Annotated in this window: 15 protein-coding genes; 9 read left to right on the top strand and 6 right to left on the bottom strand. The window is 59.1% G+C overall.

Annotation, left to right across the window (positions count from 1 at the left end):
• Positions 1–8: 8 nt before the first annotated feature.
• From menB to menE, 3 genes are read left to right on the top strand one after another with little or no spacing between them, the layout of a single operon-like run.
• On the top strand, positions 9–866 hold the full coding sequence (gene menB, locus IYV58_RS19240; RefSeq protein WP_004123101.1) for a 1,4-dihydroxy-2-naphthoyl-CoA synthase: 858 nt from the start codon (positions 9–11) through the stop codon (positions 864–866).
• Positions 866–1,831, top strand: coding sequence for an o-succinylbenzoate synthase (menC, locus tag IYV58_RS19235; protein WP_123829020.1), 966 nt, complete (start codon positions 866–868; stop codon positions 1,829–1,831). Before menB ends, menC begins: the two co-directional genes overlap by 1 nt.
• Positions 1,828–3,219 (top strand): o-succinylbenzoate--CoA ligase, encoded by a 1,392-nt coding sequence (gene menE / locus IYV58_RS19230; RefSeq protein ID WP_049114238.1) that lies wholly within the window; start codon positions 1,828–1,830, stop codon positions 3,217–3,219. Before menC ends, menE begins: the two co-directional genes overlap by 4 nt.
• Here menE and IYV58_RS19225 read toward each other — a convergent pair.
• The 4 genes from IYV58_RS19225 to IYV58_RS19210 form a co-directional block, all read right to left on the bottom strand.
• On the bottom strand, positions 3,196–3,819 hold the full coding sequence (locus IYV58_RS19225) for a DUF2238 domain-containing protein (RefSeq protein ID WP_004123096.1): 624 nt from the start codon (positions 3,817–3,819) through the stop codon (positions 3,196–3,198). The two genes, menE and IYV58_RS19225, sit on opposite strands and share 24 nt — an antisense overlap.
• Positions 3,820–3,924: 105 nt before the next feature.
• Positions 3,925–5,445: a tripartite tricarboxylate transporter permease gene (locus IYV58_RS19220; RefSeq protein ID WP_004123094.1), complete on the bottom strand. Its 1,521-nt coding sequence runs from the start codon at positions 5,443–5,445 to the stop codon at positions 3,925–3,927.
• 11 nt (positions 5,446–5,456) lie between these two features.
• Complete coding sequence (locus tag IYV58_RS19215) at positions 5,457–5,888, bottom strand: tripartite tricarboxylate transporter TctB family protein (protein WP_004123092.1); 432 nt, start codon at positions 5,886–5,888, stop codon at positions 5,457–5,459.
• 15 nt (positions 5,889–5,903) lie between these two features.
• The gene (locus IYV58_RS19210) at positions 5,904–6,878 is read right to left on the bottom strand and encodes a Bug family tripartite tricarboxylate transporter substrate binding protein (RefSeq protein WP_369894088.1); all 975 of its coding nucleotides are present in this window, start codon (positions 6,876–6,878) and stop codon (positions 5,904–5,906) included.
• A 140-nt stretch (positions 6,879–7,018) separates the two neighbouring features.
• Here IYV58_RS19210 and tctD point away from each other — a divergent pair, with 140 nt between their 5' ends.
• Positions 7,019–7,693 carry a transcriptional regulator TctD gene (tctD, locus tag IYV58_RS19205; protein WP_004123089.1) on the top strand — a complete coding sequence of 225 codons (675 nt, stop codon included), beginning with the start codon at positions 7,019–7,021 and terminating at the stop codon, positions 7,691–7,693.
• A complete protein-coding gene (locus tag IYV58_RS19200) occupies positions 7,680–9,095 on the top strand; it encodes a sensor histidine kinase (protein WP_004123087.1) in 1,416 nt (471 codons plus the stop codon). The genes tctD and IYV58_RS19200 overlap by 14 nt, the downstream gene beginning before the upstream one ends.
• On the opposite strand, the gene nudI is transcribed toward IYV58_RS19200, so the two are convergent.
• Both nudI and IYV58_RS19190 read right to left on the bottom strand, forming a co-directional pair.
• Complete coding sequence (gene nudI / locus IYV58_RS19195; RefSeq protein WP_049115596.1) at positions 9,087–9,512, bottom strand: nucleoside triphosphatase NudI; 426 nt, start codon at positions 9,510–9,512, stop codon at positions 9,087–9,089. The genes IYV58_RS19200 and nudI overlap by 9 nt on opposite strands.
• Before the next feature lie 184 nt (positions 9,513–9,696).
• On the bottom strand, positions 9,697–11,145 hold the full coding sequence (locus tag IYV58_RS19190) for a catalase (RefSeq protein ID WP_049115595.1): 1,449 nt from the start codon (positions 11,143–11,145) through the stop codon (positions 9,697–9,699).
• Between the two features lie 270 nt (positions 11,146–11,415).
• On the opposite strand from IYV58_RS19190, the gene IYV58_RS19185 reads away from it, so the two are divergent.
• From IYV58_RS19185 to rhmD, 4 genes are all read left to right on the top strand, one after another.
• Positions 11,416–11,958 (top strand): YfaZ family outer membrane protein, encoded by a 543-nt coding sequence (locus IYV58_RS19185; protein ID WP_049115594.1) that lies wholly within the window; start codon positions 11,416–11,418, stop codon positions 11,956–11,958.
• A gap of 96 nt (positions 11,959–12,054) precedes the next feature.
• A complete protein-coding gene (locus IYV58_RS19180; RefSeq protein WP_049115592.1) occupies positions 12,055–13,251 on the top strand; it encodes a nicotinamide mononucleotide deamidase-related protein YfaY in 1,197 nt (398 codons plus the stop codon).
• Between the two features lie 204 nt (positions 13,252–13,455).
• Positions 13,456–14,238 carry an IclR family transcriptional regulator gene (locus tag IYV58_RS19175; RefSeq protein WP_004123072.1) on the top strand — a complete coding sequence of 261 codons (783 nt, stop codon included), beginning with the start codon at positions 13,456–13,458 and terminating at the stop codon, positions 14,236–14,238.
• Positions 14,239–14,251: 13 nt separating this feature from the next.
• A complete protein-coding gene (rhmD, locus tag IYV58_RS19170; RefSeq protein WP_004123070.1) occupies positions 14,252–15,457 on the top strand; it encodes an L-rhamnonate dehydratase in 1,206 nt (401 codons plus the stop codon).
• Positions 15,458–15,503: the final 46 nt, after the last annotated feature.

The raw sequence follows: 15,503 nt of genomic DNA, 5'->3' as shown, positions 1-15,503 counted from the left end.
GACACTTTATGATCTCTCTTGATGAAGCAATGCTTTACGCCCCGATTGAATGGCAGGACTGCTCCGAAGGCTACACCGACATTCGTTACCAAAAATCGGCGGACGGGATTGCCAAAATCACCATCAACCGCCCACAGGTACGCAACGCATTTCGTCCGCTGACCGTCAAAGAGATGATTCAGGCGCTGGCAGATGCCCGCTATGACGACAATATCGGCGTCATCGTGCTGACCGGTGAAGGCGATAAAGCGTTTTGCGCCGGCGGCGATCAGAAGGTCCGCGGCGACTACGGCGGCTATCAGGATGATTCCGGCGTTCATCACCTCAACGTTCTCGATTTCCAGCGTCAGATCCGCACCTGCCCGAAACCGGTGGTGGCGATGGTTGCGGGTTATTCCATCGGCGGTGGCCACGTCCTGCATATGATGTGCGATCTGACCATCGCGGCGGAAAACGCTATCTTTGGCCAGACCGGCCCAAAAGTCGGCTCTTTCGACGGCGGCTGGGGCGCCTCCTATATGGCGCGCATCGTCGGGCAGAAAAAAGCCCGTGAGATCTGGTTCCTGTGCCGCCAGTACGACGCGCAGCAGGCGCTGGATATGGGTCTGGTCAATACCGTGGTGCCGCTGGCGGATCTGGAAAAAGAGACCGTGCGCTGGTGCCGGGAAATGCTGCAAAACAGCCCGATGGCGCTGCGCTGCCTGAAGGCGGCGCTGAACGCCGACTGCGACGGTCAGGCGGGACTGCAGGAGCTGGCGGGTAACGCCACCATGCTGTTTTACATGACCGAAGAGGGTCAGGAAGGGCGCAACGCTTTCAATCAGAAGCGTCAGCCGGACTTCAGCAAATTTAAACGGAATCCGTAATGCGGCAGGCGCAGGTCTACCGCTGGCAGCTACCGATGGATGCGGGAGTGGTGCTGCGTGAACGGCGGTTAAAAACCCGCGATGGTTTGCTTCTGCACCTGCGCGACGGCGAGCGTGAAGGCTGGGGGGAAATTTCTCCCCTGCCCGGATTCAGCCTGGAAACGCTGGATGAGGCGCAGACGGTGCTGTTGGCGTGGGCAAGCGCCTGGCGCGATGGCGAGGGCGGCGCGCTGCCGACCCTGCCGTCAGCGGCTTTCGGCGCGAGCTGCGCGTTGGCGGAACTGTGCGGCGAGCTGCCGCAGACGGCGGATTATCGCGCGGCGCCGCTCTGTTCCGGCGACCCGGACGAGCTGTTCGCCAGGCTTTCGCTGATGCCCGGCGAGAAGGTCGCCAAGGTCAAAGTCGGCCTGTATGAGGCGGTGCGCGACGGCATGGTGGTCAATCTACTGCTGGAGGCGATTCCCGATCTGACGCTGCGCCTCGACGCTAACCGCGCCTGGACGCCGCTGAAAGCGCAGCAGTTCGCTAAATATGTTAATCCGCACTATCGCAGCCGCATCGCCTTTCTCGAAGAACCCTGTAAAAACCGCGACGATTCACGCGCTTTTGCGAAAGAAACGGGTATCGCTATTGCCTGGGATGAGAGCCTGCGCGAGGCGGACTTTAGCTTTGCCGCCGAGCCGGGGCTGCGGGCGGTAGTGATTAAACCGACGTTGACCGGCAGCCTGCAAAAAGTGCGGCAGCAGGTGGCGCAGGCGCATGCGCTGGGGCTGACGGCGGTCATCAGCTCATCCATTGAGTCGAGCCTTGGCCTGACGCAACTGGCGCGAATCGCCGCCTGGCTGACCCCAAACACGATACCCGGTCTGGACACCCTGAGCCTGATGCGTGCCCAACTGGTGCGCCGTTGGCCGGAAAGCGATCTGCCGTGTCTGAACGTTGATGACCTGGAGCCGCTGCTGTGACCTTTAGCGACTGGCCCTGGCGCCACTGGCGGCGGCTGCGGGAAGAGGCTCAGGCGCTGCGCCTGAACGAGCGGCGGCTAAGCTGGCGGGAGCTGTGCGCGCAAATTGATGCGCTGGCGGCGGGATTTCACGCCCGGGGCGTTCGCGACGGCGATGGCGTGCTGCTTCGTGCTTACAACCAGCCCGATGCTCTGCTGGCGTGGCTGGCCCTCCTGCAGTGCGGCGCGCGCGTCCTGCCGCTGAATCCTCAGTTGCCGGCTCCTCAGCTGGCGGAACTGCTGCCGTCTTTGGGTCTGCGTCACGCGCTGGTGCTAAACGGCGGCGACCTTCCGGCGGCGCTTAATCCATTAGCGTTGCACGCCGGCGACGGCGTCCACGCGGTCGACTGGCGAGAAGATCGTATCGCGTCCATGACGCTAACCTCGGGGTCGACGGGACTACCGAAAGCGGCGGTGCACGCTTTTCGCGCCCATCTTGCCAGCGCAGAAGGCGTGCTGGCGATGATACCCTTTGCGCAGCAGGACGACTGGCTGCTGTCGCTGCCGCTGTTTCACGTTTCCGGCCAGGGTATTCTCTGGCGCTGGCTGTTTGCTGGCGCAGGCCTGACGGTACGCGACAAGCAGCCGCTGGAACACGCTTTACGCGGTTGTACCCACGCCTCCCTGGTACCGACTCAGCTTTGGCGTCTGCTTAACGGCGACGCCAGGGTGTCGTTAAAAGCGGTTCTGCTCGGCGGCGCGGCGATTCCGGTGGCGCTAACCGAGCAGGCCGGTCAGCGCGGTATCCGCTGCTGGTGCGGCTACGGGCTAACCGAGTTTGCCTCGACGGTATGCGCCAAGGAGGCGGACGGCCTGGCGGACGTCGGGCGGCCACTGCCGGGGCGCGAACTGCGGATTGTCGACGGTGAGGTCTGGCTGCGCTCGGACAGCATGGCTGAAGGCTACTGGCGCGATGAGCAAATAGTTCCACTGGTTAATGAACACGGCTGGTTTGCTACCCGCGATCGCGGCAGGCTTGATAACGGCAATCTGACCATTCTCGGAAGAATGGATAATCTCTTTTTCAGCGGCGGGGAGGGCATTCAACCGGAAGAGGTGGAGCGGGTCATTGGCGCTCACCCTTGGATCCAGCAGATTTTTATCGTGCCGCAGGATGACGCGGAGTTTGGCCAGCGGCCGGTGGCGGTGGTGGAGTGCGGCGAGCATTACGACCCGTCCGCGCTGGCGTGCTGGTGCGCCGATAAGCTGGCTCGCTTTCAGCTGCCGGTGCGCTGGCTGCGGTTGCCTGAATCGCTGAAAACCGGCGGCATTAAAATTTCCCGCCGGGCGCTACGTGACTGGGTCAACCAGCAGGCCATACCCGGCTCAGACGCGCTGGACGTTCAGTAGCTGCTTCGTATGCCAGCGGCCCAGCGCAAAAACGGTGGTCAGCGCGCCGAGCAGGGCGCAAAACATATCCGACTGGGTATCCCAGGGATCGCCCTGGGTGCCGAGAAACTCCTCTGCGCCCTGTCCCAGCGCCAGCGCCGCCCACCATTCGATCAGTTCATAGACGGCGCTAATCGCCAGCGCAATACAGCAGACCAAGAAACCGAGCATTTTCCGCCCGTGAACGTAGCCACCGCGCAGCAGAATCTCCCGCGCCGCCAGCGCCGGCACCAGTCCCTGGAAAAAGTGCCCCAGCTTGTCATAGGGGTTACGGCTCAGTCCCAGCCATGCCTGTACGTCAAAACCGATGGGCACTTTCGCATAGGTGTACATGCCGCCGACCATCAAAATGATGGCATGGAAGAAAATCAGCGTGTAAAGCAGCGGCGTCAGCGGATAGCGCGAGCGCGTGGCCAGCAAAAGCGGAACGATGATGATCACCGGCGTGACTTCCATCAGCCAGGTAAGCTTATCCCCCGCGCTGATACCGGTGTAAACAAGAATCAGGGCCAGCGCCAGCGCGGCGAATGTTAACCCCGAACGGGATGCGGCGACGGTCATAACGGATCACCAGAAAGTTAAAACGATAACTATCAGGCAGATGTGGTGGAAATTCAACGTATACCGTCATTGGCGGCGCTGAGCGACCGCCAATGACGTTGAGCATCAGGAGGAGGGCAGATCGCCCTGCGTATTAAGCTGACGTTTGCGCCAGTACCGCAGCAGCGGGGGGACAACAATCACCGCGATGGCCAGAAACAGAAGCGTTTTCGTCACGCCGCTTTGCCACAGAATCGCCACGTTGCCATTGCTGATGGACAGCGCGCGGCGCAGGTTCTGCTCCAGCATCTCTCCCAGCACAAACCCTAAGATCAGCGGCGACATCGGGAAGTGCATCTTACGCATAATGTAGCCCAGCACGCCCAGCCCAACCATCAACAGCAGGTCGAAGGTGGTGCTGTGTACGGCGTAGACGCCGACCGCGGACACGGCGGCGATAGCCGGGGCCAGAAACCATAGCGGTATCGTCAGCATGCGGGTGAACAGGCCGATCAGCGGAATGTTCATAATCAGCAGCATCACGTTGGCGATCAGCAGCGCGGCAATTAACCCCCAGACGATATCCGGCTGTTCGGTAAACATCGCCGGTCCCGGCGTGATGTTGTAGAGGGTCAGGGCGCCCATCATCACCGCGGTGGTCCCGGAGCCGGGAACGCCGAGCGTGAGCATCGGAATAAACGAGCCGCAGGCGGAGGCGTTGTTCGCTGCTTCCGGCGCCGCGACGCCGCGAATATCGCCCTTCCCGAAGGTGTCGCTATTGCCGCTGAGCTTTTTCTCGGTCATATAGGTGATAGCGCTGGCAATGGTCGCCCCTGCGCCCGGCAGAATGCCGACAAAGAAACCCACCACCGATGAGCGCAGGGTCGCGCCCACGCACTGGCCCGCCTCTTTGGCGTTAAACAGCATGCGTCCGGTTTTCCGTACCAGCTTCTGCCCGCCGCTGGTGCTTTCCAGCATCAGCAAAATCTCCGAAACCGAAAAGAGCCCGATCACCACCACGATAAACTGCACGCCATCGGAAAGATGAACGCTGTCGAAAGTGAAGCGGTACACGCCGGTATTGGCATCAACGCCTACCGTCGCCAGCCCCAAACCGATTAACGCGGCGAGAAACGACTTCAGCGGATTTTCCGCCATCATGCTACCAAGGCAGGCGATGGCAAAAATCATCAGGGCGAAATATTCTGCCGGACCGAACGCCAGCGACCACTGCGCCAGCACCGGCGCGAACAGGATGATCCCGCCGATAGCGATCATTGAACCAACAAAGGAGCTCACGGCAGAGATCGACAGCGCTACGCCGCCACGTCCCTGCTGCGCCATCGGATAACCGTCGAGAGCGGTCATAATGGCGGCGGCATCACCGGGGACGTTAAGCAGGATAGACGAAATGCGTCCGCCGTATTCACAACCAATATAGACCGTAGCCAGCAGGATTAACGCTGATTCCGCGGGCAGGTGCAGAGCAAAGGCCAGCGGCAGTAAGATCGCGACACCGTTAATCGGGCCCAGACCCGGCAGGAGACCGACGATAGTGCCCACAAAGCAGCCAATTAGCGCGATGGTCAGGTTGCCCGGCGTCATGGCAACGGCGAAGCCCTGTGATAAATAAATCCAGATATCCATAACCTTCTCCGTTAACTCAACCAGATGCCGAGCGGCAGGGTGACATCAAGCAGGGCGTCAAAGACGTACCACAGCGCGATGCCCATCGCGACGCCGGCTACCCCGGCAGCGGGCAGCGTGGCGCCAAACAGCAGGCCAAACACGGCGGTCAGCAGCGCGGTGGCCAGAGGAAAACCCAGCCATTCAAAACCCCACGCATAGATCCCCAGCGCCACCACCATAGTTAATAGACGTTGTAAAACCCGGCGCCCGGGCCACGTGATAGCGTCGGGCCGACGCAGAAGCAGCAAGACAGAGCACACCAGCATCAGGCCGATAATGCCGACCGGGAAAGGACGTGGGCCGACAGGCTCATAGGCGTATTCGCTGTGAATTTGCCAGGCGATAAACATTCCACCCGCGCAGAGCAGCAGCCACACTCCGGCAAAAATACGATCGCTCATCGCAACCTCCGCAAATTATTTGGCCAGGCCAAAGGATTTCGCCTGCAGGCGATACGCTTCCACCTGTTTTTTGACATAGGCGTCCAGTTCCTTACCGTTCATGTTGAATTCAAACAGGCCGCGCAGCTCGCGCTGCTTTTTGAACGCGTCGGTCTGCTGCAATTTCGTGAACTCATCCACCCACCACTGATAGTCGGCGTCGCTGACTTTCGGACCCACGAAGAAGCCGCGAATAATCGGCCAGACCAGGTCGTAGCCCTGCTCTTTGGCGGTGGGGACATCGGCGAGCGCGCCCGGTAGCCTTTCGTTAGCGAACACCGCCAGCACGCGGATTTTATTGCCCTGGAGATAAGGCACCATTTCGCTGAGATCGCCGGAAACCGCCTGCACGTGATTGCCCAGCAGCGCGGTGACCGGTTCGCCGCCGCCCTCAAAGGCCACGTAGCGCATTTTGTGTGGATCGACGTTCGCTTTTTGCGCCAGCAGCGCCGCTTTCATCCAGTCCTGGCTACCGATTGAGGCGCCAGCGCCGATGACGATACTGGCGGGATTTTTTTCCATCGCCGCCATAAACGACGGCAGGTCTTTCCACGGCGAGTCGGCGCGGACGGCGATCATGCCGTAATCGGTGCCGACGCTGGCCAGCCAGCGCACATCATCCACGCCGTAGCGGCCAAACTTACCCTGCGCCAGGTTGAGCAGCGAGCCGCCGGAGAAAGCGACTACGGTACCGGGTTCGCCGGGGCGCTGGGCGACGATCGCGTTGTAGGCCACTGCCCCTACGCCGCCGGGCATGTAGGTGACGCGCATCGGTTTTTCGATGGCGCCGGTTTCCATCAGGCTGACCTGGATCAGCTTGCAGGTGAGATCGAAGCCGCCGCCGGGCTTGGCGGGCGCGATACATTCGGTACGGGAAGGCGCCTCGGCGGCCAGGGCAGAGGCGGTTAAAAGGCATAATGCAATGGCGCTAGCACGGCGCAGGAATGGCATATTCATAAGCTTCCTCAGTCAGATACAGGGGACGTTTTTTTAATTATGTGAACCGGCATGTGGCTATTCGGTTGCGTGATTGTTAAAACAATTACCTTTCATTTCCCTTTCAATGCAGCAGCAACTTTTCAGGATGTGATATGCGTCTCTTACTGGCAGAAGATAACCGTGAGCTGGCTCACTGGCTGGAGAAAGCGCTGGTGCAGGGCGGGTTTGCCGTGGACTGCGTATTTGATGGCCGGGCGGCCGATCATCTGCTGCAAAGCGAAAAATATGCGCTGGCGGTGCTGGATATCGGCATGCCGGGACTCGACGGCCTGGAGGTGGTGCAGCGCTTGCGAAAGCGCGGGCAGACCCTTCCCGTCCTGCTGTTAACCGCCCGCAGCGCGGTGGCGGACCGGGTTAAAGGGCTGAACGTCGGCGCCGATGACTATTTACCAAAACCTTTTGAGCTCGAAGAGCTGGATGCCAGGCTGCGCGCGCTGCTGCGGCGTAGCGAAGGCCAGGTGCATGAGGTGCAACAGATCGGTTCTCTGGAATATCGTGATGAAGGCTATTTTTTACTCTGCGGACAAACGCTGTCATTGACGCCGCGCGAGCAGGCGCTGCTGACGGTGCTAATGTTTCGCCGTACGCGGCCGGTGTCGCGCCAGCAGCTATTTGAACAGGTTTTCAGCCTGAACGATGATGTCAGCCCGGAAAGCATCGAGCTATATATCCATCGTCTGCGTAAGAAACTTCAGGAGAGCAACGTGCGTATCGTGACCCTGCGCGGCCTGGGCTACGTGCTGGAGCTCGCTCATGAGATGGGGTAAACCGCAGTCGTTGTTCTCCCAGCTGCTGCTGTTTCTCGGCCTGCCGCTGGTTTTGCTGTGGGGGCTGTCGGCGTTTAATAGCTACGTCAGCGCCCTGCAGGCGGCGACCCAGGCTTACGATCGTACGCTGCTCTCCTCTGCCCGCACGGTGGCGGAGCGCCTGGTGGTACGCCACGGCAGGCTGGAAGTGAATGTTCCCTGGGTGGTGCTCGATAGCTTCGAGCTCAATATGAACGATCGCCTGTACTATAAAGTTCTCGATCCCGAGAGACGGGTGATTTCCGGTTTTGACGACCTACCATCGATGCCGCCCTCAACCTCTCGTACCGAGCTCTATCCGGCGCTGGCGTGGTTTTATCATACCGAGTATCGCGGTCAGGCCATCCGCGTGGCGCGGCTGCTGCAGCCAGTTAACGAAGGCGGCGTTGTCGGAATGGCGGAAATCTATATCGCCGAAACGCTGCAGTCGCGGCGATGGCTGGCGGGGCAGCTGCTGTTTTCATCATGGATCTCGCAGGGGCTATTAGTGCTATTGACGCTGGTGCTCGCTGGCTGGTTGCTGCGCCGCGTGCTACGGCCAATGCGTCGGCTTTCGGCGCTGATGGTGCGGCGTGAACCCGGCCTGCTGACGCCGCTGCCGGAGCTGCTGCCGTGGTCGGAAACTCGTCTGCTGATCGTGGCCTTTAACCGCTATATCGACCGGTTACGGGTGATGATCTCCCGCCAGGAACGGTTTAGCGCCGACGCGTCTCATCAGCTCAAAACGCCGTTAGCGGTGTTGAAAACGCAGGCCTCAGTGGCGCTGGCGAGCGGCGATCCCCGGCTGTGGCGAGAGAGCCTGGAGGCGATGAGCGGCACGCTTGACAGTACGATTCTGCTCACTGAACGCCTGCTGCAGCTGGCCACCATCAAACGTAAAGAGCAGGGCGAACACGCGTTTCCGCCGGTGGACCTGTATGAGATTGTCCACAATAGCTGCTTTTCTCGTCTTCAGCAGGCGCGGAGCAAGGCTATCGATCTCGGCTATGAGGGCGAACCCTCGACGGTGACCATCGCCGGCGATGGCGTGCTGTTGAGCGAGCTGTGCGCGAATCTGCTGGATAACGCGATTCGCTATACGCCGCAGGGCGGTATCGTCACCGTCAGCCTGCATCGTGACGGAGAGGCGGTATTGCTGGACGTCGAAGACAGCGGGCCGGGTATCGATGATGCGCAGATTCAGCAGGCACTCATGCCGTTCCATCGTCTGGAAAACGTGGGTGATAACCCCGGCGCCGGGCTTGGCCTGGCGCTGGTCAGCGATATTGCGCGCCTGCACCGCAGCCATCCGCAGCTGCTGCGCAGCGAAACGCTGGGCGGGCTGAAGGTCAGGCTGCGCTTTTTGCGCGCTTTTTCAGAGTAAGCCTTTCAGGGTGAGGGTCCTGCGGGTCGCCACGTTCAAATCATAGTGGGGAAGATCTTCGGCTTTCACCCAGGCGTAGTCCTGGAACTCTTCGTTGATTGTCACGTCGCGATTGGCGCTGATGCAGTCGAAGATCAGGTAAATCATATAAATCTCTTCCCGGTGGCCATCGGCGTAAGTTTTAACCCGGACGTCGTCGCTAAAGGTCCACGGAGTGATGTCGGTCAGCTGCAGTTTTTCGCCCAGCTCTTCACGAATTTCTCGCCGCAGCGCCTCTTCAATGCGTTCGCCCGGCTCGACGCCGCCGCCGGAGATCGCCCACTGGCCGGGAAATACGCCACGATCGTCGGCCATTTTGCACAGCAGGTAGTGGCCTTCATGTTGAATGAGCGGACAGACGATAGTCCTTTGACGCATGATTTCTCCTTAATGATGACAGGGATACTAACGGGAAGGCCCAGTTTGCGAGCCGCCTCGGCAAACCGCAAGCGAAAACACGCGGCGAAGATGAGCGGTGTTAGGGTAAGCGCAGGGTATTGGGTCAGGGGCCATCATGGAACAGATAGCGCAAAATGGCAGCCTTAAGGGCTGCCATCAGTACTTATTCTCCGTGCTTTAAGAGCTGCAATGCCGCTGCAACACCTGCGCCGTAGTCGGGGTGGACTTCGCTGAACAGGCCAATTTGTCGCTGCTGAATAAAGTCAGGGATATCCCGCATATCATTGGCGATACGCTGAAACATACGCTGATGCTCATCTTCGCTTAATAGCTCAAACAGCCTGCGCGGCTGGCTAAAGTAGTCGCTATCTTCCCGGTGATCCCAGTGCGCCGCCGCGCCTTCAAGGCTTAAAGGCGGCTCGCTAAAGTCCGGTTGTTCCTGAAACACGCCAAAACTGTTGGGCTCATAGGTGACACCGTTGCCGCTATTGCCATCAACGCGCATCGCGCCGTCGCGGTGATAGTTATGGAACGGGCAGCGCGGCGCATTGACCGGAATTTGATGATGGTTAATGCCCAGACGATAGCGCTGGGTATCGCCGTAGGAAAACAGCCGTCCCTGTAGCATCCGGTCCGGAGAGAAGCCCACGCCAGGCACCACGTTCGCTGGATTCATCGCGACCTGCTCAACCTCAGCGAAGTAGTTATCCGGGTTGCGGTTAAGTTCCAGTACCCCGACTTCAATCAGCGGATAATCGCCGTGCGGCCAGATTTTGGTCAGATCGAAGGGGTTGTAAGGGACCCGGCTGGCTTCTGCTTCCGGCATTATCTGCACGTAGAAGGTCCAGCGCGGGAAATCGCCTCTCTCAATCGACTCATAGAGATCGCGCTGCGAACTCTCGCGATCTTCTGCCACCAGGCGTTTCGCTTCATCATCCATCAGGTTGGCGATCCCCTGCTGGGATTTGAAGTGGAATTTCACCCAAAAACGTTCATTTTCAGCGTTGATAAAGCTGAACGTGTGGCTGCCGAAACCGTGCATATGGCGATATGAGCGCGGGATGCCGCGGTCGCTAAAGTCGATGGTTAACTGGTGCAGCGTTTCGGGAAGCAGGGAGAAAAAATCCCATTTCCAGGTCGGATTACGCAGGTTGGTCCGCGGGTCGCGTTTGACAACGTGGTTAAGGTCGGGAAATTTCAGCGGGTCGCGAAGGTAAAAAATGGGCGTATTGTTGCCCACCAGATCCCAGTTGCCCTCTTCGGTATAGAACTTGATAGAGAAGCCGCGGATATCGCGCTCGGCGTCAGCGGCACCGCGTTCTCCGGCGACGGTTGAGAAGCGCAGGAACAGATCGGTGGTTTTACCTATTTCGGCGAACAGTCTTGCGCGCGTATAGCGGGTGATATCGTGGGTGATAGTCAGTTTACCGTAAGCGCCGGAGCCTTTAGCGTGCATTCGGCGTTCCGGGATTACCTCACGGTCAAAGTGGGCCAGTTTTTCCAAAAACCAGACATCCTGCAGCAGCATCGGGCCGCGAGGACCTGCAGTGACGACATTATTATTATCGACGACCGGCGCGCCGGCGCCGGTGGTTAGTCCTTTCTTGCTCATCTTTATCTCCTGACAAAGTTTTATGTAACTTATTCATCTCCCTGAAGGAAAGAAATAAGCTGAGCACACTTTGTAGAATAAATAGCCAGCACGGACAATCTGGCTCTGGCTATCGAATTGATACCCGGAGCCGTTGGCAAAATCCCGGTAGCAACTGGTTACAATCACAATGGCAAACGTCGCTTTAGTTCATTGATTCCTTAGCATTCGGCAGTACAATTTCGCGGTTTTTTGGGATTTTCTTATTATTATTTTTCTGGATAGATAAAAATGAAAAAAAGCATATTTATGGCCCTCGCTGGCATGATGTTCGTCTCGACGGCGGCAAATGCGATCAGCGTCAGCGGGCAGGCCGGTGAGCACTACACCAATCTTGGCGTTGGATTCGGCACCGAATCGACCGGTCTGGCGTTAACCGGCAACTGGCTGCACAATGATGACGACGGCGATGCGGCGGGTCTGGGATTGGGCCTGAACATCCCCCTCGGGCCATTCCTGGCCACCGTGGGCGGCAAAGGCGTTTACACCAATCCAAACAACGGCGATGAGGGCTACGCGGCGGCGGTTGGCGGCGGTCTGCAGTGGAAAATCGGCGACAGCTTCCGTCTGTTCGGCGAATACTATTACTCTCCGGATTCACTCTCCAGCGGCATCGACAGCTATCAGGAAGCCAATGCCGGCGCGCGCTTTACCATTATGCGTCCTCTGAGCATCGAAGCCGGCTACCGCTACCTCAACCTGGCGGGTAAAGACGGCAACCGCGATAACGCAGTCGCGGACGGTCCGTACGTCGGCGTCAACGCCAGCTTCTAATCTCTTCGGCGCGGTATTCCGCCGCGCCTGATTTTCAGGCTTTTTCGCCAGCCGCTTTGCGATATAGTATTTCTACTTATCAGGCTGGAGTTCACAATGTTAAACGTGGAAATGCTGTCCACCGGCGATGAAGTGCTGCATGGGCAAATCATCGATACCAATGCCGCGTGGCTGGCGGATTTCTTTTTTAATCAAGGATTACCCTTAAAGCGTCGCCATACCGTTGGTGACGATCTCGACTCCCTGGTGGCGATTTTACGCGAGCGTAGCGAGCATGCCGATGTGCTGATCGTCAACGGCGGTCTGGGGCCGACCAGCGACGACCTGAGCGCGCTGGCCGCCGCGACGGCCAAAGGCGAAGGGTTGATTTTGCACGAAGCGTGGCTGGAAACCATGACCCGTTTCTTTGCTGAGCGTGGAAGGCCCATGGCCGCCAGCAATCGTAAACAGGCGGAAATTCCGCAAAGCGCCGAGATGATCGATAACCCGGTTGGAACCGCCTGCGGTTTTGCCGTGCAGCTAAACCGCTGCCTGATGTTTTTTACCCCCGGCGTGCCTTCTGAATTTAAGGTGATGGTCGAGCAGGAAATTTTACCGCGCCTGCGCGAACGTTTCCCGCTGCCTGCTGCGCCGCTGTGTCTGCGTTTGACCACCTTCGGCCGTTCCGAAAGCGAACTGGCGCAGAGCCTCGATCATCTGCAGCTGCCGCCGGGCGTGGTGATGGGGTATCGCTCCTCGATGCCGATTATTGAACTGAAGCTGACCGGGCCCGCTGAACAGCGCGAGGCGATGCTGGCGCTGTGGCCGGAAGTGCAGAAAGTGGCCGGAGAGAGCATGATTTTCGAAGGCACCGAAGGCCTGCCCGCGCAGATCGCCCGTCGTCTGCAGGAGCGTCAGCTAAGCCTGACGCTGAGCGAGCAGTTTACCGGCGGCCTGCTGGCGTTACAGCTTTCACGCGTCAATGCGCCGCTGTTGGCCAGCGAAGTCATTCCTTCGCAGGAAGAGACCCTGGCGCAGTCCGCGCGCTGGGCGGCGGAGCGGCGCGAGAAACATTTTGCCGGCCTGGCGCTGGCGGTCAGCGGCCAGGAGAGCGATCACCTGAATTTTGCGCTTTCCACGCCGGACGGCACCCACGCGCTGCGGGTGAAATTCACCACCAGCCGCCACAGCGTCCAGGTGCGTCAGGAGGTATGCGCGATGATGGCCCTGAACATGCTGCGCCGTTGGCTAAACGGCCAGCCGGTGGCTGGCGAGCACGGCTGGATTAACGTCGTTGAATCTCTCTCGGTGTAAAAAAGCCTCCGCGTCGGGAGTCCTTCCCGACGCGGGCTGAGTCCAGCCAGCTGTACTTGCTTTTAAATATTCTGTGCACTACCTCGCATTTTTATCCCTCCGAACGTCCACCCTGCTGGAATAGCGTCGTCATTTGAAGCCGCTCACAATTTATCCGCCTGACAACCGCAACACTGATTCCAGTATTCAGGATTGGAGTCCAGTATGTTGGAATCAAGCAAAGTCCCGGCGCTGACCCGCGCCATTGATATTCTCAATTTGATCGCCCGCATCGGTCCCTGCAGCGCGGCGACCATTATTGACGAACTGGGTATTCCGAAAAGTACCGCCTATCTGCTGCTGGGAGAGCTGAAAAAACAGCGCTTCCTCAGCATGGATAATCAGGATAACTACTGCCTGTGGACCAAGCTGGTTGAGCTGGCCGGGCAGGCGCTGAGCAAAATGGACCTGCGCGAGCTGGCGCGTCCACGCCTGACGCAACTGATGGATCAGTGCGGGCTGCTCTGCCACCTGGGCATTATCGACAGCGGCAACGCCTACTACATTCTGAAGATTGAGTCCCCGGCCACCATCAGCGTGCGCTCGCATGAGGGTAAGAGCCTGTCGCTGTATCGCTCCGGTATCGGTAAATGCCTGCTGGCCTGGCAGCCCGAGCGGGTTCAGGAGTCGATTATCAGCGAGCTGCGGTGGGAACGGGCGACGCCAACCACTATCACCAGCGCCCAGCAGCTTCGTGATGAGCTGGGGCGTATTCGCGCCCGCGGCTGGAGCTTCGATAACGGCGAAGACTATCCCGACGTTCGTTGCGTGGCCGCGCCGGTGTTTAACGCCAATAACGAGCTGACCGCCGCCATTTCCGTGGTGGGTACTCGTCTGCAAATCAATGAAGACAATCGCGATTACCTCGCCGGTAGGGCGATTGCCTGCGCCAAAGATATTTCCCGTCTGCTGGGGTGGAAGAGCCCCTTCGAACAACAAGCCTCATAATAAGGAGAAGATCATGACCCTACCGAAAATTAAACACGTCCGCGCCTGGTTTATCGGCGGTGCTACCGCAGAGAAAGGCGCTGGCGGCGGCGATTATCATGACCAGGGGGCAAATCACTGGATTGACGATCATATCGCCACGCCGATGAGCAAATATAAACAGTATGAACAGTCTCGCCAGTCGTTTGGCATCAACGTTCTCGGCACGCTGATCGTTGAAGTGGAAGCCGAAAACGGGCAGACCGGTTTTGCGGTGTCGACCGCGGGCGAGATGGGCTGCTTTATCGTGGAAAAACATCTGAACCGCTTTATCGAAGGTAAGTGCGTCAGCGATATCAAACTGATTCATGACCAGATGCTTAACGCCACCCTGTACTACTCCGGATCTGGCGGCCTGGTGATGAATACCATCTCCTGCGTTGACCTGGCGCTGTGGGATCTATTCGGCAAAGTGGTTGGGCTGCCGGTTTACAAACTGCTGGGCGGCGCGGTGCGCGATGAAATTCAGTTCTACGCCACCGGGGCACGTCCGGACCTGGCAAAAGAGATGGGCTTTATTGGCGGCAAAATGCCGACCCACTGGGGGCCGCACGATGGCGACGCGGGGATCCGCAAAGATGCCGCGATGGTGGCCGATATGCGCGAAAAATGCGGACCGGACTTCTGGCTGATGCTGGACTGCTGGATGAGCCAGGACGTTAACTACGCCACTAAACTGGCCCACGCCTGCGCGCCGTCTAACCTTAAGTGGATCGAAGAGTGCCTGCCGCCGCAGCAGTACGAAGGCTACCGCGAGCTGAAACGCAATGCGCCAGCCGGCATGATGGTCACCAGCGGCGAGCACCACGGCACGCTGCAATCTTTCCGCACGCTGTCGGAAACCGGCATCGATATTATGCAGCCTGACGTGGGCTGGTGCGGCGGTCTGACCACGCTGGTGGAGATTGCGGCGATCGCCAAATCGCGCGGCCAACTGGTGGTGCCGCACGGCTCGTCGGTCTATTCGCACCACGCAGTTATTACCTTTACCAACACGCCGTTCAGCGAGTTTCTGATGACCAGTCCGGACTGCTCAACGATGCGTCCACAGTTTGACCCGATTCTGGTTGACGAGCCGGTGCCGGTAAACGGGCGCATTCATAAAAGCGTGCTGGATAAACCGGGCTTCGGCGTCGAGCTGAATCGCGACTGCAACCTGAAACGTCCTTATAACCACTGATCCCGTCGTACCGCACAGCGCAGATGTGCGGCCCATTGTTGAGGAT

The organism is Klebsiella sp. BDA134-6 (assembly GCF_015601345.1).
Taxonomy (GTDB): Bacteria; Pseudomonadota; Gammaproteobacteria; order Enterobacterales; family Enterobacteriaceae; genus Klebsiella; species Klebsiella grimontii.
The sequence above is the reverse complement of the archived record's forward strand: the minus strand, read 5'-3'. Positions and strand labels throughout refer to the sequence as shown.